Annotated in this window: 20 protein-coding genes, 1 pseudogene and 1 other annotated feature; of the genes and pseudogenes, 10 read left to right on the top strand and 11 right to left on the bottom strand. The window is 56.8% G+C overall.

Features of this window, described 5'->3' with window-relative positions; all coding sequences use genetic code 11:
* Positions 1 to 3: 3 nt before the first annotated feature.
* The 6 genes from leuC to NE623_RS12115 all read right to left on the bottom strand — a co-directional run bounded on the left by leuC (position 4) and on the right by NE623_RS12115 (position 7,668).
* Complete coding sequence (leuC, locus tag NE623_RS12140; RefSeq protein WP_256272867.1) at positions 4 to 1,263, bottom strand: 3-isopropylmalate dehydratase large subunit; 1,260 nt, start codon at positions 1,261 to 1,263, stop codon at positions 4 to 6.
* A gap of 64 nt (positions 1,264 to 1,327) precedes the next feature.
* Positions 1,328 to 2,995 (bottom strand): 2-isopropylmalate synthase, encoded by a 1,668-nt coding sequence (locus NE623_RS12135; RefSeq protein WP_256272869.1) that lies wholly within the window; start codon positions 2,993 to 2,995, stop codon positions 1,328 to 1,330.
* Positions 2,996 to 3,070: 75 nt separating this feature from the next.
* Positions 3,071 to 3,323 (bottom strand) — a binding site (T-box leader).
* 298 nt (positions 3,324 to 3,621) lie between these two features.
* The gene (locus NE623_RS12130; RefSeq protein WP_256272870.1) at positions 3,622 to 5,127 is read right to left on the bottom strand and encodes an IMP dehydrogenase; all 1,506 of its coding nucleotides are present in this window, start codon (positions 5,125 to 5,127) and stop codon (positions 3,622 to 3,624) included.
* Positions 5,128 to 5,309: 182 nt separating this feature from the next.
* Positions 5,310 to 6,413, bottom strand: a complete 1,104-nt coding sequence (locus NE623_RS12125) for a DUF1700 domain-containing protein (protein ID WP_256272871.1) — start codon at positions 6,411 to 6,413, stop codon at positions 5,310 to 5,312.
* Positions 6,410 to 6,730: a PadR family transcriptional regulator gene (locus NE623_RS12120; protein WP_256272872.1), complete on the bottom strand. Its 321-nt coding sequence runs from the start codon at positions 6,728 to 6,730 to the stop codon at positions 6,410 to 6,412. Before NE623_RS12120 ends, NE623_RS12125 begins: the two co-directional genes overlap by 4 nt.
* A gap of 218 nt (positions 6,731 to 6,948) precedes the next feature.
* Positions 6,949 to 7,668, bottom strand: a complete 720-nt coding sequence (locus NE623_RS12115) for a ClpP family protease (protein ID WP_256272873.1) — start codon at positions 7,666 to 7,668, stop codon at positions 6,949 to 6,951.
* A 239-nt stretch (positions 7,669 to 7,907) separates the two neighbouring features.
* Here NE623_RS12115 and NE623_RS12110 point away from each other — a divergent pair, with 239 nt between their 5' ends.
* The 5 genes from NE623_RS12110 (at position 7,908) to NE623_RS12090 (ending at position 12,983) form a co-directional block, all read left to right on the top strand.
* Positions 7,908 to 8,549 carry a redox-sensing transcriptional repressor Rex gene (locus tag NE623_RS12110; RefSeq protein ID WP_256272874.1) on the top strand — a complete coding sequence of 214 codons (642 nt, stop codon included), beginning with the start codon at positions 7,908 to 7,910 and terminating at the stop codon, positions 8,547 to 8,549.
* 9 nt (positions 8,550 to 8,558) lie between these two features.
* The gene (locus NE623_RS12105; protein ID WP_256272875.1) at positions 8,559 to 9,167 is read left to right on the top strand and encodes a thymidine kinase; all 609 of its coding nucleotides are present in this window, start codon (positions 8,559 to 8,561) and stop codon (positions 9,165 to 9,167) included.
* Positions 9,168 to 9,689: 522 nt separating this feature from the next.
* Positions 9,690 to 11,081 carry an ABC transporter substrate-binding protein gene (locus NE623_RS12100; RefSeq protein ID WP_256272876.1) on the top strand — a complete coding sequence of 464 codons (1,392 nt, stop codon included), beginning with the start codon at positions 9,690 to 9,692 and terminating at the stop codon, positions 11,079 to 11,081.
* 119 nt (positions 11,082 to 11,200) lie between these two features.
* Complete coding sequence (locus tag NE623_RS12095) at positions 11,201 to 12,109, top strand: carbohydrate ABC transporter permease (protein WP_256272877.1); 909 nt, start codon at positions 11,201 to 11,203, stop codon at positions 12,107 to 12,109.
* A gap of 13 nt (positions 12,110 to 12,122) precedes the next feature.
* Positions 12,123 to 12,983, top strand: a complete 861-nt coding sequence (locus NE623_RS12090) for a carbohydrate ABC transporter permease (protein WP_256272878.1) — start codon at positions 12,123 to 12,125, stop codon at positions 12,981 to 12,983.
* A 122-nt stretch (positions 12,984 to 13,105) separates the two neighbouring features.
* Here NE623_RS12090 and NE623_RS12085 read toward each other — a convergent pair whose 3' ends face one another.
* The gene (locus tag NE623_RS12085; RefSeq protein WP_256272879.1) at positions 13,106 to 13,969 is read right to left on the bottom strand and encodes an AraC family transcriptional regulator; all 864 of its coding nucleotides are present in this window, start codon (positions 13,967 to 13,969) and stop codon (positions 13,106 to 13,108) included.
* A 159-nt stretch (positions 13,970 to 14,128) separates the two neighbouring features.
* Between NE623_RS12085 and NE623_RS12080 the strand changes: the two genes are divergently transcribed.
* The 4 genes from NE623_RS12080 to NE623_RS12065 are packed head-to-tail and all read left to right on the top strand — an operon-like array spanning position 14,129 to position 18,650.
* Entirely contained in the window at positions 14,129 to 15,682 is a 1,554-nt protein-coding gene (locus tag NE623_RS12080; RefSeq protein ID WP_256272880.1) for a glycoside hydrolase family 28 protein, read from the top strand.
* A 3-nt stretch (positions 15,683 to 15,685) separates the two neighbouring features.
* The gene (locus NE623_RS12075; protein WP_256272881.1) at positions 15,686 to 16,837 is read left to right on the top strand and encodes a glycoside hydrolase family 88/105 protein; all 1,152 of its coding nucleotides are present in this window, start codon (positions 15,686 to 15,688) and stop codon (positions 16,835 to 16,837) included.
* Between the two features lie 11 nt (positions 16,838 to 16,848).
* On the top strand, positions 16,849 to 17,676 hold the full coding sequence (locus NE623_RS12070) for a sugar phosphate isomerase/epimerase family protein (RefSeq protein WP_256272882.1): 828 nt from the start codon (positions 16,849 to 16,851) through the stop codon (positions 17,674 to 17,676).
* On the top strand, positions 17,676 to 18,650 hold the full coding sequence (locus tag NE623_RS12065; protein WP_256272883.1) for a pectinesterase family protein: 975 nt from the start codon (positions 17,676 to 17,678) through the stop codon (positions 18,648 to 18,650). The genes NE623_RS12070 and NE623_RS12065 overlap by 1 nt, the downstream gene beginning before the upstream one ends.
* Before the next feature lie 631 nt (positions 18,651 to 19,281).
* Here the strand turns inward: NE623_RS12065 and tuf are convergent.
* The 4 genes from tuf to rpsL form a co-directional block, all read right to left on the bottom strand.
* Entirely contained in the window at positions 19,282 to 20,487 is a 1,206-nt protein-coding gene (tuf, locus tag NE623_RS12060; protein WP_215693396.1) for an elongation factor Tu, read from the bottom strand.
* A 109-nt stretch (positions 20,488 to 20,596) separates the two neighbouring features.
* Positions 20,597 to 22,723, bottom strand: coding sequence for an elongation factor G (gene fusA / locus NE623_RS12055; protein ID WP_256272884.1), 2,127 nt, complete (start codon positions 22,721 to 22,723; stop codon positions 20,597 to 20,599).
* 24 nt (positions 22,724 to 22,747) lie between these two features.
* A complete protein-coding gene (gene rpsG / locus NE623_RS12050; protein WP_147610546.1) occupies positions 22,748 to 23,218 on the bottom strand; it encodes a 30S ribosomal protein S7 in 471 nt (156 codons plus the stop codon).
* A 110-nt stretch (positions 23,219 to 23,328) separates the two neighbouring features.
* Positions 23,329 to 23,754, bottom strand: a complete 426-nt coding sequence (rpsL, locus tag NE623_RS12045) for a 30S ribosomal protein S12 (protein ID WP_078784251.1) — start codon at positions 23,752 to 23,754, stop codon at positions 23,329 to 23,331.
* A 485-nt stretch (positions 23,755 to 24,239) separates the two neighbouring features.
* Between rpsL and NE623_RS12040 the strand changes: the two are divergent.
* Positions 24,240 to 25,204, top strand: a pseudogene (locus tag NE623_RS12040) (hypothetical protein); the annotation flags it as partial.

Genomic DNA, 25,204 nt, shown 5'->3' with positions numbered 1-25,204 from the left:
AGCTCAAACCTCCCTCGGGTCAGTGATGTAGCCGGTCAGTGCGCTGGCCGCTGCGGTGGCCGGGCTGGCGAGATAAACCTCGGAATCCACATGGCCCATACGGCCGACAAAGTTGCGGTTGGTGGTGGAGACGCAGCGCTCCCCTGCCGCCAGAATCCCCATATAGCCGCCCAGGCAGGGGCCGCAAGTGGGGGTGGAGACGATGCAGCCTGCGTCGATGAAGGCCTCGGTATAGCCGCGGAGGATGCACTCCTTGTAGACGGCCATCGTGGCGGGAATGATGATGCCGCGCACGCCCTTGGCAATGTGCTTGCCCTTGAGAATCTCATACGCGGCCTGCATATCCTCAATGCGGCCGTTGGTGCAGGAGCCAATCACAATCTGGTCAATCTTGATGTCCTTGCCTTCCTTGGCGAGGTGGGTATTCTCCGGCAGATGCGGATAGCTGACGGTGGGCTCCAGCGCGTCAAGGTCAATGACGATGGTGCGTTCATACTCGGCGTCGGGGTCAGCCTCATACTTGACCCATGGGCGCTGGCTGCGGCCTTTGAGATAGCCTTCGGTCACCTCGTCCACCGGGAAGATGCCGTTCTTGGCACCGGCCTCGATGGCCATATTGCAGATGCAGAGGCGGTCCTCCATCGTCAGGGTTTTCACGCCCTCACCGACAAATTCCAAGCTCTTGTACAGCGCACCGGAAACGCCAATTTCACCAATCAGGTGCAGAATGACGTCCTTGCCGGTGACCGGCTTATGCAGGCGGCCTTTCAGCTCAACTTTAATGGCGGCGGGAACCTTAAACCACGCCACGCCCTTGGCCATACCGGCGGCCATATCGGTGGAGCCGACGCCGGTGGAGAACGCGCCCACTGCGCCGTAGGTGCAGGTGTGGCTGTCCGCGCCGATGATGCAGTCGCCCGCCGTCACAATGCCCTTTTCCGGCAGCAGAGCGTGCTCCACGCCCATCTGGCCGACATCGTAGAAGTTGAGAATATCGTACTTATCGGCAAATTCGCGGCACTGCTTGGACTGGGTCGCACTCTTAATATCTTTGTTGGGGACAAAATGATCCAGCACAATGTTGACGCGGGTCTTATCAAACACCGAGTCAAACCCGGCCTTGTTGAACTCATTGATGGCGACCGGCGTTGTGATGTCATTGCCAAGCACAATATCGAGCTTAGCGTTAATCAGCTGGCCCGCCGTAACAGTTGCCTCACCGCTGTGGGCGGCCAGAATTTTCTGCGTCATGGTCATACCCATGGTAGTAAACCTCCGGTTTAAGTCTTAAATAATTTTGCTCTGTAGCACGTTTCCTGTTCCGCACTCACTTATTGTTAATCGCGCTTACCAACGCCCTGATGCCCGCCACGATGATATCCGTGTGGGTACCGCAGCCCCAGGTTTCCTCGCCGGAAGCCCACTTCAGGCCAACATAGGAGCAGGCGCGGGAGTTCGTGTCAAAGTCCAGCGCGTGCTCACTGTAGTGCACCAGCGTGAAGTGCATCCCAGTCTGCTGCTCAATCGCCGTGGCCACGGCGTCCAGACGACCGTTGCCGGTGGCGGTGCAGTGGATGGTGCTTCCGCCGCTGGTGATGGTCACATTCGCGGTGATGGTGTTGTCCGGGTTCTGCACAAAGTGCGCCTCGGGCACATTGAGGGGGCTGTTGTGGTTGAGGTAGGCTTTCTCAAAGACGTAGAGCACCTCTTTCACACTCAGCTCGCGGTGCTCGTGGTCGCTGACGTCCTTGACGCGGTAGCCCAGATCCTCGCGCATCTTCGGCGGCGGATTGTAGCCGTAGTTCTGCTGCAGCAGGAAGCCGATGCCGCCCTTGCCGCTTTGCGAGTTGATGCGGATGACGTCAGCGTCATAGGTGCGGCCGATGTCATGCGGGTCAATGGGAATGTAGGGGCAGGTCCACTGGTGGAGCTTTTTCTCCTTGCGCCAGGTCATGCCCTTGGCGATGGCGTCCTGATGGCTGCCGCTGAACGCTGCAAAGACCAGTGCGCCCGCATACGGCGTGCGCTCATAGACGTGCATCCGGGTGACGCGCTCATAGGTTTCGCAGATTTCCGGCATATTGCTGAAATCGAGATGGGGGTCAACGCCGTGGCTGTACATATTCATGGCCAGCGTGATGGCGTCCACGTTGCCGGTGCGCTCGCCGTTGCCGAACAGGCAGCACTCAATGCGCTGTGCACCCGCCAGCACGGCCAACTCGGCATCCGCCACGCCGCAGCCGCGGTCATTGTGCGGATGGGTGGACAAAATAACGCTGTCGCGATATTTCAGGTGGTTGGCGCACCACTCAATCTGGTTGGCGTAGATGTGCGGCATACTCATTTCCACCGTGACCGGCAGATTGATGATCATGGGGCGGTCCGGCGTGGGCTGCATAACATCCAGCACGGCATTGCAGACCTCCACCGCGTATTCCGGCTCGGTGCCGGTAAAGCTCTCGGGGCTGTACTCAAAGAGGAAGTTGCCCTCGTACTCCTCGCTCAGCTGCTTGACCAGCTTGGCACCGTCCACGGCAATCTTCTTGATTTCCTCCTTGGACTTCTTGAACACCTGCTCACGCTGGGCCACGCTGGTGGAATTGTAGAAATGGATGATAGCGCGGGGTGCTCCCTTGACGGCCTCGAACGTCTTGCGGATGATATGGTCGCGGCACTGGGTCAGCACCTGCACGGTCACATCCTGCGGGATGCGGTTGCCGTCAATCAGGGTGCGCAGAAATTCATATTCGGTCTCGCTGGCGGCGGGGAACCCGACTTCGATTTCCTTGAAGCCGATTTTTACAAGCATATCGTAAAATTCGAGTTTTTCTTCAAGGCTCATCGGCACGATCAGGCTCTGGTTGCCGTCACGCAGGTCCACGCTGCACCACGCGGGGGCTTTCTCGATATGATCCTTCTTCGTCCACTCATAGACGTGGCCGGGCTCGACCGGCGGCGGATAATATCCTACACTGTATTTCGTTGCGTCCATCATAGTAAACTGCCTCCTTCAAAGCGTCTGTTCTGCACTTTGGGGACAAAAAAACCGCCCCCCAAAGGCAAGAAACCTTTGAGAGACGGGAGCAAAAATTCCGACTTGCTGTACCCGCGGTACCACTCTCTTTGCCGTTGAAACGGCCACTCTGTACGATCAGCCGGGATGGCGAATCGCGCCTGCATGATAACGGTCAGGTTCCGTCCGCGCCTACCTATCAGCGCGGCTGCTCCGGGGCCAGTATACAACATCTGCCATACCGCCTTACACCGACCGGCGGCTCTCTGAAATGGGATGGATGCTGCTTTTTCCCCATCACTGCATTTGCAATAGCATTATTTTATCGAATTTTGCCGCCGTTGTCAATCGTTATTTTGCACAATGCGCAACAATGTGTTTTGGTAAAATCAACAATAGTTGCCAAATTCCGCGCAGTGGGGGTATTGCGGCAAGGCTTTTGGTTTATATTGGCATTCCGTAAATGCTCCGCTGGGGCGTCATGCCGTAGGAGCAGTAGGCGGATTCCGCTATTTCGTTTGTGCCGCCGGGTAGTACGATTCTGCCAAATTGCAAAAAGTGCCCCCGTCGGGTCAATTCCCGGCGGGGGCACAGCTGGTTACTTTTATTTAGCGGTTCTGGGGACCGTTCTTCAGGATAACGTCATGGCTGCCGCCCTCAACGATGGAGGTAGAGGAGACAACCGTCAGGCGGGCCTTCTCCTGCAGTTCAGGGATAGAGAGCGCACCGCAGTTGCACATGGTGGACCGCACCTTGTACAGGGTGGTCTGCACGCCGTCCGCCAGAGGGCCGGCATACGGCACGTAGGAGTCAACGCCCTCCTCAAAGCTCAGCTTCTGGGCGCCGCCCAAATCATAGCGCTGCCAGTTGCGGGCGCGGTTGGAGCCCTCGCCCCAGTACTCCTTGACGTAGTTGCCGCCCACACGCAGCTTGTTCGTGGGGGACTCATCAAAGCGGGCAAAGTAGCGGCCCAGCATCACGAAGTCGGCACCCATTGCCAGCGCCAGCGTAATGTGATAGTCCTGCACAATGCCGCCATCCGAGCAGATGGGGATGTAGATACCGGTCTCCTTATAATACTCATCGCGGGCCTTGGCAACCTCAATGACAGCGGTGGCCTGACCACGACCGATGCCCTTGGTCTCACGGGTGATGCAGATGGAGCCGCCGCCAATGCCGATCTTGATAAAGTCCGCACCGGCCTTGGCCAGGAAGAAGAAGCCCTCGCGGTCAACAACGTTGCCGGCACCGACCTTCACCTTATCGCCATAGTTCTCACGAATCCATGCGATGGTGCGGGACTGCCACTCGCTGAAACCCTCGGAGGAGTCGATGCAGAGCACATCCACACCGGCGTCCACCAGTGCGGGCACACGCTCGGCATAGTCGCGGGTGTTGATGCCCGCGCCGACAACATAGCTCTTGTTCTCGTCCAGCAGCTCGTTGACGTTCTCCTTGTGGGAGTCATAGTCCTTGCGGAAAACCATGTACTGCAGATGGCCCTCGGCATCGACCAGCGGCAGGGAGTTAATCTTGTTATCCCAGATGATGTCGTTGCAATCATGCAGGCTGGTGGTGTCGGGTGCCGTGACCAGCTTGTCCAGCGGGGTCATAAACTCGGTGACCTTCAGGTCCATCGTCATGCGGGAGAGGCGGTAGTCGCGGGAAGCCACAATGCCCAGCAGCTTGCCGTGGGCAGAGCCGTCATCCGTGATGGCAACGGTGGAGTGGCCCGTGCGGGTCTTGAGGTCGAGCACATCGCCGAGGGTGGCCTCCGGCGGCAGATTGGAGTCAGAGGTGACAAAGCCCTTCTTGTAGGCCTTGACGCGGCGGACCATATCGGCCTCCTGCTCAATGGTCTGAGAGCCGTAGATGAAAGAGACACCGCCCTGCTTGGCCAGCGCAATGGCCAGCTTCTCGCCGGAGACGGACTGCATGATGGCAGAGACCATCGGGATGTTCATTTCCAGCGGGCAGGCCTCCTCGCCCTTGCGGTACTTGACCAGCGGGGTTTTCAGGCTGACAGCCGTGGGGACGCATTCCGAGGAGGAATACCCCGGAACCAGCAGATATTCACCAAAAGTACGGGACGGCTCGGAAAAATAGTATGCCATAATACACTCTCCTGACTTCCTGTTTTTCATTATTTTTATGTATTAGACAGATTGTACCACAACCGCGGACAAAATACAAAGGTTTTTGCGAAAATCTTTCCTGCACCGCCAAAAAGAAAGTTGTGGATTTTGAACAAGAAAATTGACAAGGAGTATGACTTTGGCCGGATTTTCCGCGCAGACTATGGGTTTTCGGTTGTCACAGCCACGTTGCCCATCGCGGTTCTGACCGTCAGGCTGCGGGCGTTTTCTTTCTCGCGCAGATACCCGCCGGGGTAGGTCTGCCCATTGAACGCGGTATCTCCCATATCGGATTGGATGTCTATGCTGTACTCGTCCGCGCCGCCGTCCACCGTCAGGCCCACATTGCCCATCGAATTTTCAATCGCAATCGTCTGCGCGCCGTTCAGCTTGCCCAATTCAAAGGTTCCCATATCAATTACGGCGCTGAGCGTACCAGCGGTCACGGTATCTCCGCTGAAATTGCCCATATCCAGATTCAGTGTGACGGCCTCCGCCGCAATGTCTCCGGCAAAGGTAACGTTTCCCATCACGGCGGTGATATTCAGCTTGTGAAAAGTAAAGCTCCGGGCCGTGGGAACGGTCAGGGTGAAATGCGGCTCCGGGTCGTTGCTCAGGTTATAGTTGGCAGGCGTTTTGTAGGTGACCCGCACCTGTTTTTCCCCGGCAAAGGTCAGCCAGTCGGTGCGGACATTCTCGCAGAGCAGTTCTGCCTCAGTCACGGTGTCGCTTGTCTGGATTGTAACAGTGCCGTAATCCACCATCAGCGTCATATCCTGCGCCCTGGCGCGTGCAAAGCTCGTCTGCATCGTTGTGAAGCCGCTTCCCGCTTCGGCGGCGCTTTCTGTGGTGGAGGGTTCCGTCAGCGCCGGGTTCCCGCTTGCTTCTGTCTGCGGTTCTTCGTCTGCAAAGCTGGTCGCTACAGACACACTTTCCGCTGCCGTACCGGGTTGTATCAGTCCCAGCATCAGCACCGCCAGCACCATGACAAGCGCCGCGGCCACAAGGACGATTAAGGCAATCCACAGATAGCCCGCCCTGCTTTTTGCGGGCGGCTGTGGTTCGGCGGCAGGCAGACCCTCGCTTTCCAGTATCTTGCGGGCGGCCTCGGCGGGGCTGCCCAACTCGGCAGCGGTGGCCTCCTCGTTTTCCGGGCCTGCGGCGTCAAAGTATTCCTCATAATAGTTCAGCGCATCGCGGCGCTCAGCCTCGGGCAGGGCGGAAAGCAGCGCTTCCAGCTGGGATAAGTACTCATATCGTTTCATTGCGGCTCCCCCTTAAAGAGCTTGTTGATTTTTGCGGTGTAGACTTCCCACTCCGCCGTAAATTCTGCCAGCCGGGCACGGCCTGCGGGCGTAATCTGGTAGTAGCGGCGGTTGCGGCCGTTGAAGGCTTCGTCATGGACGGTCAGGCAGCCGTCCTTTTGCAGGCGGCGCAGCACCGGGTACAGCGTGGATTCCGACAGCTCGAGCACTGCACGGACCTCCTGCGTAATTTTATAGCCGTAGGTACCGGCGTCCTCCCGCCCGACAACCGCCAGCACAATGGCATCCAGCAGCCCCGCTGTGGTGTTGATGGCCATAGCGCGCCTCCTTTCCGGGAATGATGTATGGGTTTATATATTATATAGCATATAATATTGTAAAATGCAATAGTATTTTTGGATTATGAATATGTAGCGGGTCGATGCCAAGCATCGGCCCACAGGTCGCCCGGAAACGGGCGTTGGCGGGAGCTTGCCCCCTCATCCGGCCCTGTGGGGCCACCTTCCCCCGAGGGGGAAGGTTTTGGGATCCGCCCTCATTTCTCTATTTCCTTATATAAATAGCCCAGCGCGTCGGCCAGACCGCCGAGGTCATCAATCAGGCCCTCGTCCACTGCCTGCCGGCCGTCCAGCACCGTGCCCATATCCATAACCAGCTCCCCGGTGTTGTGCATCAGCTGGGTGAACCGCCGGGCCGAAATCCGGGAGTGGCCGGTCACAAAGCCGACAATACGCTCCTGCATCTGCTCAAAATAGCGCAGGGTCTGCGGCACGCCCAGCACCATGCCGGAGTGCCGTACCGGGTGCACTGTCATGGTGGCCGTGGGCACAATAAAGCTGTGCCGCGCCGCAACGGCCAGCGGGATGCCGATGGAATGTCCGCCGCCCAGCACCAGCGTGGCACTGGGCTTGCTGACCCCCGCAATCAGCTCGGCCAGCGCAAGGCCTGCTTCCACATCTCCGCCCACGGTGTTCAGAATCACCAGCAGCCCCTCAATCTCCGGGTCCTCCTCAATGTCCACCAGCTGCGGAATGACGTGCTCATATTTTGTTGTTTTCTGCGCGTCCGGCGAGAGAGTGTGCCCCTCTATCGTGCCGATAACCGTCAGGCAGTGGATGGCGTGGCGACCCTTGGTGGCGGGCACCATGCCGCTGTCCGTTATCAGATCGTGTTCCAGCCGCTTGATGGCGGCGTTCTCGGTGGGGTTCAGTTTGGGGCGGGCCTTGGCTTTCGTCTTTTTGTCGTTCGTTTCCATAGTCATTCTCCTTTGCCGATACAGAAAAAGTCTGCCCATCGGCAACGCAAAATATGCACGTATGCACTTTTACTGCCCGCCGCCCTTGTCGATGCCGCCAAAAATGGGCGGTCAATTCTTATACAACTGGCCGATATTTGATAAATCAGCTAAAAAACTTAGACAAAAAATTGACAATTGCCACATCGCATTTTATAATATATAGTAAAATACGCAATGCAGATGTGAGGTAAGCAATCATGGTTTTGCAAAATAAGGTGTCGCTTCCGGTCATCAAGCGGCTGCCTAAATATTATCGCTATCTGACCAACCTTTCCGCCGACGGCAAGGACAAGATTTCTTCCAGTGAGCTGGCCCATATGATGGGCACCACCGCCAGTCAAGTGCGGCAGGATTTCAACTGCTTCGGCGGCTTCGGCCAGCAGGGCATCGGCTACAAGGTGGATGTGCTGCGCGCCGAAATCGGCAAGCTGCTCTTCGGGGACGGCGAAAAGCTGCCCACCATTCTGATTGGCGCGGGCCGTCTGGGCTCTGCCGTGTCCAGCTTCATCAGCCGCGACGCCAACGGCTACCGCCTGCTGGGCGTCTTTGACGTGAACCCTGACCTGATTGGCAAGGAGATGTGCGGTGTGCCGATTCTGCCCCTGAGCGAATTGGATCAGTTCTGCGCCGAGCACCACCCCGAGGTGGCTGTCCTCTGCGTACCGCGCCAGAGCGCCATGGATCTGGCCGGAGAGCTGGTCAATCAGGGTATCAAGGGCTTCTGGAATTTCAGCCACTATGATTTGTCCGTGGAGTACCCCAATGTTACGGTGGAGAACGTCCATCTGGGCGACAGCCTGATGAGTCTGGGCTACCGGTTGCGGAATCAGGAGAAGTAAGGAGCCAATATGGCAAAATTGTATTTTCGGTACGGCGCCATGAACAGCGGTAAGACAACGGCGCTGATGCAGGTTGCCTACAATTATAAAGAGCGCGGTATGCGGGTGCTGATTCTGAAGCCCTCTGTCGATACCAAGGGGCAGGACTCCATCGTGTCCCGGCTGGGCATTTCCTGCAAGGTGGACAAGCTCGTCACGCCCGATATGGACGTGGTGGAGTTGGTGCGTGCAGACGAGGCCGCACGCGGCAAGATTGCCTGTGTGCTCTGTGATGAGAGCCAGTTTTTCACCCCAGAGCAGGCTGACCAGCTGTTTCTTGTCACGGTGGATTTGGGAATTCCGGTCATCTGCTATGGCCTGCGGGCGGATTTTATGATGCGCGGCTTCCCCGGCTCTACCCGCCTGTTAGAGATTGCCCACACGATTGAAGAGCTGAAAACCATCTGCACCTGTGGCCGCAAGGCGATTTGCAACGGCCGCAAGGTCAACGGTGAGTTTGTCTTTGAGGGTGCGCAGGTTGCCATCGACACGGTGGATAACGTGGAATACCAGAGCCTGTGCCCCCAGTGCTGGTACCGCGAGTACCGTGCATTTCTTGCACGGCATTCCAAAAAGTAAATAAGCACAGTGATTGTCCCGCCAGATTCGGCGGGACTTTTTTTGTGGGGGTGCATATTGTTGTAGATACCGCACCGGGGACGAGTGTGACGTAGGGACCGGGCGCGCCCTGTTCCGACAAAAAGTGCACCATTTTTGCGCCGCACACAACCAGATGCAATAATATTTGCGAAATAGCACCCATTTTGCATAAAACCGGCATATTTTGCGGTGTGTGACGCCTTTTGCCGGGTAAAAATCCGTGCGTTTTTTCGGGTGCGCGGCGGATGCCCCGGTATGTCATTTGCCATTTTGCACAAATCGCACTATAAAACTTAGTTAGTTTCGACGGCGATGACAAAACGGTTACAGACAACAAAGCAAGAATTGTACGCTTTTGGTGTGTAACACACCAATTTGGCTGTTTATTTTACAAAATTGTTTTGTTATCATATAAGCAAGCGAAAGGCAGATGGTGCAGTATGAACCCACACGACCAGCTGCAAAAATAAAATCGCACAGCAATTTTAGGAGGACAAAAACATGAAGAAGGCAATTTCTTTGGGCGTTGCCGCCGCCATGACCGCCACTCTGCTGGCAGGCTGCGGCACTGCTGCTTCCAGCGCTCCCGCCGCTTCCAGCGAGGCCGCAAGCTCCACTGAGGCCACCAGCGAGGCCGCTTCCAGCGAAGCCACCGCTACCGAGGCACACGAGATTAACACCACCGATCCCATCGAGCTGACCATCAGCTGGTGGGGCGGTGACTCCCGTCATGAGGCTTACCAGAAGGCTATCGAGGCCTTCCAGGAGAAGTACCCCAACATCACCGTCTCCCCCACCTACGGCGCATGGTCCGGCTGGGAAGAGAAGCAGTCCACCGCACTGGCTGCTGACCAGGGTTCTGACGTTATGCAGGTCAACTGGAACTGGCTGTACCAGTACAGCCCCACGGGTGAGAAGTTCGTCGATTTGCGCGACTACAGCGACATCATCGACCTGACCCAGTGGACCGATGCCGCCAAGAACGCCTGCACCGTTGCAGACAGCCTACAGGCAGTGCCCATCTCCATGACCGGCCGTATCTTCTACTGGAACATGAACACCTTCAAGCAGGCCGGTATCGAGAAAGTTCCCACCACCTATGATGACCTGATTGCCGCCGGCAAGGCCTTCCAGGAGAAGCTGGGCGATGATTACTATCCTCTGGCCATCGGTCAGTATGACCGCATGATCCTGATGACCTTCTACCTTGAGTCCAAGTACGGCAAGGCCTGGGTCGAGAACAACGAGTGCCAGTACACCGAGGAAGAGGTCGTTGACGGCCTGAACTTCATCGACTCCCTCGAGGACAACCACGTTATCCCCACCCGTCCGACCATGATTGCTGCAGGCTTCGACTCTATCGATAAGTCTCAGGAGTGGATTGACGGCAAGTACGCCGGCATCTTCGAGTGGGATTCTGCCCCCTCCAAGTACCAGTCTGCTCTGGCTGACAACTCCGGCTTCACCGTCGGTGAGGAGATCAAGTTCGGCGACAAGGCCAACGGCGGCTTCTCCAAGGTCTCCATGGGCATGGCCATCACCAAGTCCTGCCAGCATCCCGTTGAGGCTGCCGCTCTGATTGACTTCCTGTGGAACGGCGAAGGCGCTGCCATCATGGGCTCCGAGTGCGGCATCCCCGCCTCCACTGCCGGTCTGGCTTCTGCTCAGGCTGCAGACGCTGTGAAGCCCCTGGTTCTCGAGGCCAACACCAAGGTTCTGGCCTTCGTTGATATGCCTCTGGATCCCTACTACGAGTCCAGCAAGCTGAAGGACACCACCGACGGCATTTACACCGATGTCTTTGATGGTCTGAGCTACGACGAGTACGACCCGCAGGAAGCTGCCGAGATCCTGCTGGACGGCGTTTCCGGTGTGCTGAGCGCCAACGCCTAAGAGCAATCGAAATCCTTTAAAAAGTAAAGTTTAGCCGGCTCCTGCCCCGTTATCACGCATGGCGGGGCCGGCTATTTATGTTAAAACGCAATACAGCAATTTCGATAGGAGGTTTTTGGATGAGCTCTGCACCCAAAGCTACCCAGCGCACCCCCTTTAAGCGGTGGTGTGATGAAAACACCGGCCTGTTTTTCCTGATTCCGTGGATTCTGGGCTTTCTGATTTTCAAAGCGTATCCGTTTGCCAGCTCTCTGGTTTACAGCTTTACCGACCTGAACTTCTTCAAGGGTATCAGCCAGTACGGCATTATGAACTACGTGGAAATCTTCACCAGCCGCAAGACAGTCTCCGTCCTGCTGACCACCGTGAAGTACGCCTTCATCACCGTGCCCCTGAAGCTGGTCTTTGCGCTGTTCATCGCCTACATCCTGAACTTTAAGATCAAGTTCGTCAACCTGTTCCGCACGGTCTACTACATTCCGTCCATTCTGGGCGGCTCTGTGGCCATCGCCGTTCTGTGGCGCGCTCTGTTCAAGGACACCGGCGTTGTCAACACCATCCTCGGCTTCTTCGGCATTGCCGGTCCCGACTGGCTGGCTGACAAGACCTGGGCACTGTTCGTCATCTGCCTGCTTCGTGTGTGGCAGTTCGGCTCTGCCATGGTGCTGTTCCTGGCCGCGCTGAAGGGTGTGCCCGCCGACCTGTACGAGGCCGCCACGATTGACGGTGCTACCAAGACCCGCCAGTTCTTCTCCATCACGGTTCCGATGATTACCCCCGTTATCTTCTACAACCTGGTTACCCAGATTGCACAGGCTTTCCAGGAATTCAACGGCCCCTACATCATCACGCAGGGCGGCCCGCGTAATGCTACCACCCTCGTTTCCCTGCTGGTTTACAACTACGCCTTCAAGTCCAACGAGATGGGCATGGCCTGCGCGCTGGCCTGGGTCATGTTCATTGCCGTTGCCCTGCTGACTGTGATTGCCTTCACCAGCCAGAAGCACTGGGTCTACTACGCTGATTAAGGAGGAATGAAAAATGAAACTTTCTACCGCCCATAAAATCGGCCGTTTCTTCCAGTACTTTGTGCTGATCCTTGTCGGCGTCATCATGATCTACCCGCTGGTCTGGATGGTGGGTGCCACCTTCAAGTCCAACGCCGAGATCTTCGCCGGCATCGGCTTCCTGACCGCGAACCCCACGCTGCAGGGCTACATTGACGCCGTCACCCAGAACTACGGCGGCGACATCAGCATCTGGCGCGCCTTCCTCAACACCTACAGCTTTGTCATCCCCAAGGTCATCTTCACCGTTATCAGCTCGGTCATTGCCGCTTACGGTTTCAGCCGCTTTAAGTTCAAGGGCCGCGATATGCTGTTCGGCATCATGATCTCCACCCTGTTCCTGCCGCAGGTCGTTCTGAACGTTCCCCAGTACCTGATGTACAACTCCTTCGGCTGGATCAACAGCCCCTTCTACCTGCCCCTGTGGGTTCCCACCCTGTTTGCCACCGAGACTTACTTCGTCTATCAGCTGGTCCAGTTCATGCGCAGCATCCCCCACGATCTGGACGAGGCTGCCGCCATCGACGGTTGCGGCCCGGTCAAGATTCTGTACAAGATTATTGCCCCGATGCTGAGCCCCTCTCTGGTGGCCTGCGGCCTGTTCCAGTTCATGTGGAGCTGCAATGACTACATGGGCCCCTTGCTTTACGTCCAGACCCCCAGCAAGTACCCGATGTCCATCTTCGTCAAGCTGTCCATGGACGCCGACAGCGGTTTCAACTGGAACCGCATTCTGGCATTGTCCCTCATCTCCATCATCCCGCAGCTGGTCGTTTTCTTCTGCGCACAGGATGCCTTCATCGACGGTATCTCCGCCGGTGCTGTGAAGGGTTGATTTTTCTTTCCTCCCATTTCCAATAAGCCCCAGGCACACAGCTGCCCCGTACCACACAAAGGGGTACGGGGCAGCCTTTATTTTGAAAGCTCTACTCCCCTATCGGGAGTTTTACAGATAGATTACTTGTTCACCCGCTTATAATATTGCCGGTACTGCTGCGGGGACAGACCCGTGGCATCCTTGAACACGCGGCGGAAATGCGCGGTGGTCATAAAACCGGTTTTTTCCGCAATGTCGGAAATGCTCTCGTTGGATTTTTCAATCAGGTTCTGCGCCGCTTTGATGCGCACACCGTTGATATACTCAATCAGACTCAGGTTGATGGATTTCTTGAACAGTCGGCTGAGGTAGTAGGGGCTGATATAGAACTGGCTGGCAATGCCGGTCAGGGTCAGCTTTTCGGCGTAATGCTCTGCAATATAGGCCTGTATCTGGTCCACAATGTGGTTGCTGACACGGCCGTTCTCACCGCCCTGCTCCCGCTGCTGGCGGCAAAGGTCCTTCAGCGTCAGCAGCAGCGTAGCCAGTATCATCTTGCGCATGGCGTCCGCTTCGGGGGTGGTTTCCTCCTGCAGCACCAGCAGCTGCTGCAGCAGACCATGCACCTGATTCTGCTGCTTGACCGAAATGCTGGAAAGCAGATGGTTGTGTTCCTCGGTCAGGAAGGAGAAGAAGTCCACCTCGGGGAAGAGCTCGGTCACCTTGTCCAGATACTCCCGGCTGAAGTTCATAACAATCCGGCTGGAGGCGGTATCGCCCAGCGGGGCCGTCTTGTGAATCTGATTCTCACCGATGAGGACCACGCAGCCCGCATTGACAATGTAGGCGGCATCCTCAATAAAATAGCGGCGGCTGCCCTCTATCTCATAGTAGATTTCATATTTATGATGGATATGGAAGCTGGGCATCTCATAGCCGTTGTCACGGTCGACACGGTCGATGAAAAAGTCCACGTGGGGCGAGTAGACATATTCTGATACCATAACGCTGCTCCTCACTGCCGCGGTGGCTGGGGCACTTAGAATTTTGCAGTGCCGCCCTTGCGCCCGGCGATTGGTTATTGTTGTCTTTTTAAGAATAGCACATTTTTTGCTGTTTTTCAAATTATTTTTAAACTATTTTTCAATATCTGGGGGTCTCTCATGAAAATCACGCTTGTACGTTCTATGACGCGCAGCGCGGTGTTTGAGCTGGTCAATTCCGGCTGCTACCGCGCCCCGGCGCCCTATACGGTCACGCTGAACGGCGCTGCCGTCTATGAGGGTGATACCAATGTATTTTCACTCTATTCGCTGGAGCCGGGCCGTCAATACACGGTGGCTGTCACGATTGACGGCGTGACCGATACGCTGGTGTTCACCACCGCGGAGGAGAGCTTTTTTGTGGATGCCTCCCGCTATGGTCTGGTGGCGGACGGCGTTACCGACAACACAGCCCGGCTGCAGGCCGCGCTGTCCACCTGCCCGGCGGGCGGCACGGTTTACGTCCCTGCCGGTGTCTACCGCACCCAGAGCCTGTTTCTGCAGAGCAACACCACCCTCTATCTGGAAAAGGGCTGCACCCTGCTGGGCGGCACCGACCGTCGCGATTACCCGATTCTGCCGGGTGTACTTCCCTGCCACAACGAGAAGGACGAGCACTATCTGGCCCTGTGGGAGGGCAACCCGCTGGACAGCTTTGCCGCACTGATTAACGTCATCAACGCCGAGAACGTGACCATCACCGGCGAGGGCACGATTGATGCCAACGCCCAGAACGGCGACTGGTACAACAACCCGAAGCAGAAAGACATTGCGTGGCGTCCCCGGTTGTTCTTTACAAACGGTGCCAAAAATGTTGTGCTGCATGGCGTGCTGGTCTGCAACAGCTATTCCTGGACGATTCACCCGGCCTATTCCGAGAATGTGGACATCCTGAATATCCGTATCCGCAACAGCTCCACCAGCCCCAACACCGACGGCATTGACCCCGAGAGCTGCAAGAATGTGAACATCATCGGCAACCACGTCCATGTGGGCGATGACTGCATTGCGCTGAAGTCCAGCAAGCTGTTCCTTGGTATGAAGCTGCACGTCCCCTGCGAGAATGTGGTTATCCGCAACTGCTGCCTGAGCCGCGGCCACGGTGGTCTGGTCATCGGCAGTGAGATGAGTGGCGGCGTCAAGAACGTCACCGTCACCCAGTGCCTGATGGACCACACCGACCGCGGGCTGCGCGTCAAGACCCGCCGCGGGCGCGGCAAGTACGCTGTCATTGACGGGCTGGTATTCCGCGATGTGGTTATGGATGGCGTGCTGGCACCCTTTGTCATCAATATGTTCTACTTCTGTGACCCCGATGGCCGCAGCGACTACGTGCAGACCCATGAGCCCCAGCCGGTTGACGAGATGACCCCGACACTGGGCACGCTGGAGATGGAGAACATCACCGCCACCGATGCCCAGTACGCGGGCTGCTGGTTCAGCGGCCTGCCGGAGCAGCCGATTGAGGGTGTGAAGATGCGCGATGTGAACATTAGCTTTGCGCCGGACGCCAAGGCCGGGCAGGCCGCCATGATGTGCGGCGCAGATGCCTCCTGCAAGGTGGGCGTCCACGCCGAGAACGTGCACCATATTGAGCTGCACAACGTCAAAATCACCGGCTACGAGGGCGAGCGCCTGCAGCTTACCCATGTAGACAGCTATGAGGAGGACTGAACCATGACCCATGAAGAGATCCTGACTACGCTGGGCCATTATGTGGATTACCTGATTGCAGGCTCCACCGCCGAGGCCCCGCTGTGGAACATTGAAAAGGTGCGCAGCGGCAAGCCCAACAAGTGGAACTACATTGACGGCTGCATGATTACCGCCTGCCTGAGCCTGTACAAGACCACCGGGGACGAGAAATTCCTGACCTTTTCCAAGAATTTTCTTGACTATTTTGTCAAGGACAACGGCGTCATTGAGACCTATGACCCCGCCGAATACAATCTGGACAACGTCAATCAGGGCAAGAACCTGTTCACCCTGTATGACCTGACCGGCGACCAGCGCTACCGTGACGCGATTGAGACCATCCGCGGCCAGCTGGAAACCCAGCCCCGCACCAAAGAGGGCAACTTCTGGCACAAGAAGATTTACCCCAATCAGGTCTGGCTGGACGGCACCTATATGGCACAGCCCTTCTATATGGAGTATGAGACCCGCTGCAATGAGATGCACGGCTGCATTGACAGCTACAAGCAGTTTATGAACATCCAGAAGCATATGAAGGACGCCAAAACCGGCCTGTACTACCACGGCTACGATGAGAGCCGCGAGATGTACTGGGCCAGCCCCGAGACCGGCTGCAGCGCCAACTTCTGGCTGCGCGCCATGGGCTGGTTCCTTGTGGCGATGGTGGACGTGCTGGAGCGCATGGACAATATGCTTTATTACGAGTACCGCGCCATTATGTCGATGCTGAAGGACGCCGTGGATGCCATGCTTGCCTTCCAGGACGAGGAAAGCGGTATGTTCTGGCAGGTTATTGACAAGGCGGGCGTAGCGGGCAACTATCTGGAAACCTCCGGCAGCGCGCTGTTTGCCTATGCGGTGCTCAAAGCCGTGCGTCTGGGCTATCTGCCCAAGCGGTACGCCGCCTATGGCGAGAAGGCCTTCTACGGCACCTGTGACCGCCATCTGGGCGTCGGCGCTGACGGCGCACTGCAGCTGGGCGGTATCTGCCTTGTGGCAGGCTTAGGCGGTGCTACCCGCCGCGATGGCAGTCTGGCCTACTATTTCAGTGAGCCTATTGTCGAGAACGATGCCAAAGGCGTAGGCCCGCTGCTGCTGGCTTACACCGAGATTCTGGCCGCACAGAAGAAGTAAAGGAGGCCGTTATGCCAAAATTTATCGTGGGAGCCCGCCTGCATGACTACGGCAAAGGCACGCCGGACGAGCTGTTTGCGCGTGTGTCTGCCGATGGCTTTGCCGCCGTGCAGCTGGCCTACAAAAAATGTGTGCCGACCGTAAAAAGCTACGCGGACATAACCGAGGCGCTGGTCAATGACACCATCGCCGCCGAAAAGGCCCACAACATTCAGGTTGCCGTGCTGGGCACCTATGTGGAACTTGCCATCAATGATGCGCGACGCCTGCAGAACGTAGCCGACTTCAAGAGCCAGCTGGCTGTCTGCAAGGCGCTGGGCGCCGGCTGCATCGGCACCGAAACCACCAAGATGTGCGACCAGCCTGCGGGCACCACCCGCGAGGAGGCACAGGAGCTGCTCTGCCGCAGTCTGGCCGAGATTCTGCCGGTTGCCGAGGAACTGGGCGTGACCGTGGGCGTGGAGCCCGTGACCTATCACAGCATGAACTCCGCCGCCGCCACACGGCACATTCTGGACACGATGCGCAGCCCGAATCTGAAGGTTATCTTCGACCTGAGCAACCTTGTGGACGCTGACAACGTCAACGCGCAGGACCGTATCTGGAATGATATCGGTGAGCTGGTGGGCGATAAAATCGTGGCTGTGCATTTCAAGGGGCAGGCGTTCAACCCGGACGGCAGCCTGCTGCACACCAGTCTGGAGGACAGCCTGACGGATTACGCCGGGGCGTTTGCCATGCTGCGCCAGCTGCCGCAGGAGGTTCTGCCTGTGCTGCGCGAGGAGGCCGTACCGGCCCGCGCTGCCAGTGACATTGCATTTATGAGGAGATTTTTCTGATGGCAGAAGCAGAGCGCAAAACGCTGGTCATTGATGAGGGCGGCAAGGGCGATTACCGCACGCTGACAGAGGCTGTAGCCGCCTGCGCCGACGCGCCGGAAGAGCCTGTACGGTTTTTCATCCGTCACGGCATCTACGAGGAACGCCCCTTCATCGAGCTGGCCGACTACATCATCGAGGGCGAGTACCGCAACGCCACCGTGATTACCGCCTCTGTGGGCGGCCGTGACCCATGGCCGGGCGAGGCCAAGACCGGCACTTTCCGCAGCCAAACGCTGTTTCTGGGCGGCGGCAAGGCTGTTGTACGCAATCTGACCGTCCAGAACAACGCCGGAGACGGTGCCAAGGTCGGGCAGGCCGTGGCCGTCTACGCCGACGCCAGCCGCGTGCTGATGGAGGACGTGAACCTCTACGGCAATCAGGACACCCTGTTCACCGCTCCCCTGCCCCTGCAGGAGCGCGAGAAGAACGGCTTCCGCGGCCCGCGGGAGAACGCCCCCCGGCTGGACACCGTGCAGTATTACAAGAACTGCACAATCCGCGGCAACATTGATTTCATCTTTGGCGGCGCAAACGCCGTGTTTGACCACTGCCGCATTGAGCCGTGGCACCACACCACCGACACCTGCTACATCACCGCCCCCAGCACGCCCGCAGGCAAGCCCGGTTACCTCTTTGTGAACTGCACCGTACAGGGAAGCGCCGCGCGCGGCAGCGTCTACTTGGGCCGTCCCTGGCGGGCTGACGGTGCCTGCTACTGGTTGGACTGCACTTTGAGCGAGGAGGTCTGTGCCGACGGCTGGAACAACTGGAACAATGCCGAGAACGAAAAGACCGCCCGCTTCGGTGAGCACGGTTCCACCGGCCCCGGCAGCGCCCCGCAGCGCGCCTTCGGCAGTGTGGACAACGACGCCGCGGCCAACGCCCAGCGCGAAATGCTGGCCCGCGTCCGCGCGGAGTTTGGCTTGGCATAAGCCCTGTAGAGGCCGGGCATGCTCGGCCCGCAGGTTACCCTCAAACGGTATTTGGCGGGTAGCACTCGCATCATCTTCAACAATAAAAGGCAGGCCGTTTCCGGTCTGCCTTTTATTGTACCTCGCACAGGTCAGGCCGGTGACGATTGCCAGTGCAATCCCCGCCAGCCCCAGCCGCAGGGTCAACCACGCGGCCTTTTCATACAGCGGCAGATACTGTGCGATCACATTCCAATCCACAAAAGTCTCCCCTTCCCTATCGGGTTACGAACAAATTTGGCTACAAAAAAAGCCGGGGCCTTTCAAAAAGCTCCCGGACAAGGCGGTGCGATTCAACACACAGACGCGACAAGGCGCGCCATAGACCATGGCCGGTGACAGCACATACGACAACAGCACACGTTACACATGGTGGTTTCCCCTATCTGGCTTTGGTTTGTTTTGTTCAAACCCGATGACAGTATAATACACCCATTTACCCTGTTTGTAATTGGGTATATAGGCTTTGCTTCGACTTTTTCTGCAAAAAAATCCCGCCGCATTTGTGAAGGATGCACAAATGCGGCGGATATACAAAAAGGGCGCTGCCCTTGCGGACAGCGCCCTTAGTATTGCTTATCAGAGCAAGAAATTACTTCTCGATCTTGGAAACAACGCCGGAACCGACGGTGTGGCCACCCTCGCGGATAGCGAAACGCAGGCCCTCTTCCATAGCAACGGGGGTGATCAGCTCAACGTGCATATCAACGTTGTCGCCGGGCATGCACATCTCAGTGCCCTCGGGCAGGGTGATGATGCCGGTAACGTCGGTGGTACGGAAGTAGAACTGAGGACGATAGTTGTTGAAGAACGGGGTATGACGGCCGCCCTCTTCCTTCTTCAGGACGTAAACGTGGCCATCGAAGGTGGTGTGGGGATGAACAGAACCGGGCTGGCACAGGCACTGGCCACGCTCGATCTGGTCACGGTCAACGCCACGCAGCAGGGCACCGATGTTATCGCCAGCCTGAGCGAACTCCAGGCTCTTGCGGAACATCTCGAGGCCGGTGATGGTGGTGGTCATCTTCTCTTCCTTGAGACCGACGATTTCCATCTGGTCGCCGACATGGGCAGTACCACGCTCGACACGACCGGTGGCGACGGTGCCACGGCCAGAAATGGTCATGACGTCCTCAACGGGCATCAGGAAGGGCTTGTCAGCAGCACGGTCAGGAGTGGGGATGTAGCTGTCAACAGCGTCCATCAGCTCCCAAATGCACTTGTACTCGGGGGCGTTTGGATCGGTGCTGGTGGACTCCAGAGCCTTCAGAGCAGAACCACGGATGATGGGGGTGTTGTCGCCATCGAAGTCGTACTCGTTCAGCAGCTCACGGATCTCCATCTCGACCAGATCCAGCAGCTCCTCGTCGTCGACCATGTCGCACTTGTTCATGAAGACAACGATCTTGGGCACGCCAACCTGACGGGCGAGCAGGATGTGCTCACGAGTCTGGGGCATGGGACCATCGGTAGCAGCAACGACCAGGATAGCGCCGTCCATCTGAGCAGCACCAGTGATCATGTTCTTGATGTAGTCAGCATGGCCCGGGCAGTCAACGTGGGCGTAGTGACGCTTCTCGGTGTGGTACTCAACGTGAGCAGTGTTAATCGTGATGCCACGAGCCTTCTCCTCGGGAGCCTTGTCGATGCTGGAGTAATCCATGAAGTCGGCGTCGCCCTTCAGAGCCAGAGTCTTGGTGATGGCAGCGGTCAGGGTAGTCTTACCATGGTCAACGTGACCAATGGTACCAATGTTGACGTGCTCCAAAGAGCGGTCAAATTTTTCCTTTTCAGCCATTGGAAGTGTCCTCCTTTAATTAAAACATATTGGTAGTCTTTGCGTAAGACTATCATACAAAATTTAAAGAGAAAATGCAAGTATAATTTATGAAGTATGACTTAATAAATTACGCCTTGTGAGCGCGGTCGGCCATAATCTTGTCGGCAACGCTCTTGGGAACCTGCTGATACTCATCAGGCTCCATGGAGTACTGGCCACGGCCCTGGGTCTTGGAACGCAGGTCGGTAGCATAACCGAACATCTCGGACAGAGGAACCATAGCAGTCACGCGGGCGGTACCGTCCTGAGACTCCTGGTTGGTAATCTGGCCGCGGCGGCTGTTCAGGTCACCGATAACGTTGCCCATGTACTCATCAGGCACGATAACGTTGACCTTCATGATGGGCTCCATGATGACGGGATCGCACTTCTTCATAGCATCCTTGAATGCCATAGAACCAGCGATGGAGAACGCCATTTCAGAGGAGTCGACCTCATGGTAAGAACCATCCCACAGGGTGACCTTGACATCCACAACGGGATAACCAGCGAGAACGCCGGACTTCATCGCGCCCTGGATACCATTGTCAACAGCGGGGATATATTCCTTCGGGATAGCGCCGCCAACAACACCGTTGACGAACTCATAACCCTTGCCGGGGTTGGGCTCCAGCTTAATCTTAACGTGACCATACTGGCCCTTACCGCCGGACTGGCGGGCGTACTTGGTCTCCTGGTTGGCTTCCTTGCGAATGGTCTCGCGGTAAGCAACCTGCGGAGCGCCAACATTGGCCTCAACCTTGAACTCGCGGAGCAGACGGTCAACGATAATCTCCAGATGGAGCTCGCCCATACCAGCGATAATCGTCTGGCCGGTCTCTTCATCGGTCCAGGTACGGAAGGTCGGGTCTTCCTCAGCGAGCTTTGCCAGAGCAATGCCCATCTTCTCGGAGCCGGCCTTGGTCTTGGGCTCGATGGCAACACGGATAACAGGCTCGGGGAAGTTCATCGACTCAAGGATGATGGGATGCTTCTCGTCGCACAGGGTGTCACCGGTGGTGGTGTTCTTCAGACCGACAGCAGCCGCGATATCGCCAGCGTAAACGGTGTCGATATCCTTACGGTTGTTGGCGTGCATCTGCAGAATACGGCCGATGCGCTCGTTGTTATCCTTGACGGAGTTGTAGACAGTGGTGCCAGCGTCCAGCGTACCGGAGTACACGCGGAAGAAGCACAGCTTGCCAACATAGGGGTCCGTCATAATCTTGAATGCCAGAGCTGCAAAGGGCTGGTCATCAGAGGAGATACGATCCTCCTCCTCGCCGGTCTCGGGGTTGGTGCCCTTGATGGCTGCAACGTCGGTAGGCGCCGGCATGTAGTCAACAATGGCATCCAGTAGCTTCTGAACGCCACGGTTCTTGTAGGAAGAGCCGCAGACAACAGGAACGATCTCGTTGCTGATGGTAGCCTTACGCAGAGCAGCCTTGATTTCTTCCTTGGTCAGCTCCTCGCCTTCCAGGTACTTCATCATCAGCTCTTCGTCGGTTTCAGCCACGGCCTCAATCAGCTTATCGTGATATTCCTGAGCCTTGTCCTTCATATCGTCGGGGATTTCCTCAACGCGGACATCATTGCCCATATCATCGTAGTAGATGTCAGCCTGCATATCAATCAGGTCGATAATACCCTTGAAGGTATCCTCCTGACCGACAGGCAGCTGGATGGGCACACCGTTGGCGTGCAGACGATCATGGAGCATCTGAACGCAGCGGTAGAAATCGGCACCCATGGTGTCCATCTTGTTGACGTACACCATGCGGGGAACCTTGTACTCGTCAGCCTGACGCCAAACGGTCTCAGACTGAGGCTCAACGCCACCCTTAGCGGCCAGAACGGTAACAGAGCCGTCCAGAACACGCAGAGAACGCTGAACTTCAACGGTGAAGTCAACGTGACCCGGGGTGTCGATGATGTTGATACGATGACGGTTCTTCTTGAAGAGAACCGGATCGTGCTGGGTCTCGGTATGGCTCCAATAGCAGGTGGTAGCAGCAGAGGTGATAGTGATACCACGCTCCTGCTCCTGTTCCATCCAGTCCATCGTGGCAGCGCCGTCATGAACTTCACCGATCTTATGGTTAATACCGGTGTAGTACAGGATACGCTCGGTGGTGGTGGTCTTACCTGCGTCGATGTGGGCCATGATACCGATGTTACGGGTCATTTGCAGAGATACATCTCTCGGCGTAGCCATGGCTTAAACCTCCTCGACAGCGAATCAATAACGATAGTGGGCAAAAGCCTTGTTGGCCTCGGCCATCTTGTGCGTATCCTCGCGCTTCTTGACAGAACCGCCGACACCGTTGGTGGCGTCGATGATTTCAGCAGCCAGACGAGCAGACATGGTCTTCTCGCCACGGGCGCGGCTGTAAGCAGTCAGCCAACGCAGGCCGAGGGTCTCGCGGCGGGCAGGGCTGACCTCCAGGGGAACCTGGTAGTTAGCACCGCCGACACGGCGGGTCTTGCACTCGAGGTTAGGCATGATGTTCTCCATAGCCTTCTCGAACATCTCGAGCGGGTCGTTGCCGGTCTTCTCCTTCACGATGTTGAATGCATCGTAAACGATCTCCTGAGCAACACCTTTCTTGCCATCCAGCATGATGTAGTTGACCAGACGGGTGACAACCTTGGAATTGTAAATAGGATCGGCCAGAACTTCGCGTTTCGCGACATTACCTCTTCTGGGCATCTTTCTTCCCTCCTTCACATAGAATGATATCATCGGTACTCGAAAGTTAAGAAACTCCCGTTGTGCCACAAAAAAGGCGTTGGCCTATTTTATGGCGAAAAGATGTTTCCTTACTTCTTGGCACCGGCCTTGGGGCGCTTAGCACCGTATTTGCTGCGGGCCTGGTTACGGTTCGCAACACCCTGAGTATCCAGAGTACCACGGATGATGTGGTAACGGACACCGGGCAGATCCTTGACACGGCCGCCACGGATCAGAACAACGCTGTGCTCCTGCAGGTTATGGCCGATACCGGGAATGTAAGAGGTGACCTCGATACCATTCGTCAGGCGGACACGGGCAACTTTACGCAGAGCAGAGTTAGGCTTCTTGGGGGTCATGGTACGCACAGCAGTGCAGACACCACGCTTCTGCGGGCTGTTGAGGTTGGTGTACTCCTTTTTCTGGGAGTTGTAGCTCTTCAGAAGGGCGGGTGCAGTGCTCTTTTTGACCAGGACCTCACGGCCTTTGCGCACGAGCTGGTTAAAAGTAGGCATTTCTTTTCTCCTTTCTTCACTTATTCACGCGCTTTTTGCGGCTTGTTCGGCCGATTGGCCGCACTATTCCCCGCAACTCACGCAATGATTATATTACAGTATTCCGACCGGAATGTCAAGAGTATTGCCAAAAAAATCTTGAAAAAATCGTGCAATACGGAGAATTTTATTTTTTCAAAGCCAGCCGCCTCTTTCTGCCGCCTTCCGCCGGACTGCAGGCTGCTTTTTGAAAGCTCTGCACGCCGACCCTCCGGCAGCGGTGCGGTCGGCTTTCCCCGATGCAATGCACCAAAGTGGCATCTTTTGTCCATAATTTAGACATTTTTATACACATTTCACAATTTTTGTCCGAAAGAATCGTAGGAATGACAATACGATTTTTATTGCACCTGGCGCGGGTTTTTGTTATACTATAGTTACAGGCAAGGTAATGACGAGCCTGCCGAAACCCTTTATTCAGCATGAAATTCAAGGAGGTATTGACAATGAAAAAACTACTTGCCGTTCTCATTTCCCTGTGCATGGTATCCGCATTCGCTGTACCCGTTTTTGCAGACGCAAACAGCGATTACATCGCCTCAGTCAAGGCCTATCAGGCGCAGATTGCAGCCAAGGAAGCCGCTTATGTGGCCTCTGTCGATGCCTACTCTAAAAACGCAAAGGCAAAGGCTGACGCCGACAGCGCCGCTATACTGAAGGCCGCCAATGCCGCACAGGCAAAAGCCGATGCAGACTGCCTTGCCGTTATCGCCGCAGGAAAAGCCGCACAGACTCAGGCTGACGCCAGAGTAGCCGCCGTAATTGCCGCTGGCAAGGCCGCGCAGGCTTCCGCCGATCAGCGTGAGGCTGCCTACGCCAAATCCGTAAAGGCATATCAGGATCAGATTGCAGCCAAGGAAGCCGCTTATGTGGCCTCTGTCGATGCCTACTCTAAAAACGCAAAGGCAAAGGCTGACGCCGACAGCGCCGCTATACTGAAGGCCGCCAATGCCGCACAGGCAAAAGCCGATGCAGACTGCCTTGCCGTTATCGCCGCAGGAAAAGCCGCACAGACTCAGGCTGACGCCAGAGTAGCCGCCGTAATTGCCGCTGGCAAGGCCGCGCAGGCTTCCGCCGATCAGCGTGAGGCTGCCTACGCCAAATCCGTAAAGGCATATCAGGATCAGATTGCAGCCAAGGAAGCCGCTTATGTGGCCTCTGTCGATGCCTACTCTAAAAATGCAAAGGCAAAGGCTGACGCCGACAGCGCCGCTATACTGAAGGCCGCCAGGGCCGCACAGGCAAAAGCCGATGCAGACTGCCTTGCCGTTATCGCCGCAGGAAAAGCCGCACAGACTCAGGCTGACGCCAGAGTAGCCGCCGTAATTGCCGCTGGCAAGGCCGCGCAGGCTTCCGCCGATCAGCGTGAGGCTGCCTACGCCAAATCCGTAAAGGCATATCAGGATCAGAT

It is taken from the genome of Gemmiger formicilis (assembly GCF_024462815.1).
Lineage (GTDB): Bacteria > Bacillota > Clostridia > Oscillospirales > Ruminococcaceae > Gemmiger.
The sequence above is the reverse complement of the archived record's forward strand: the minus strand, read 5'-3'. Positions and strand labels throughout refer to the sequence as shown.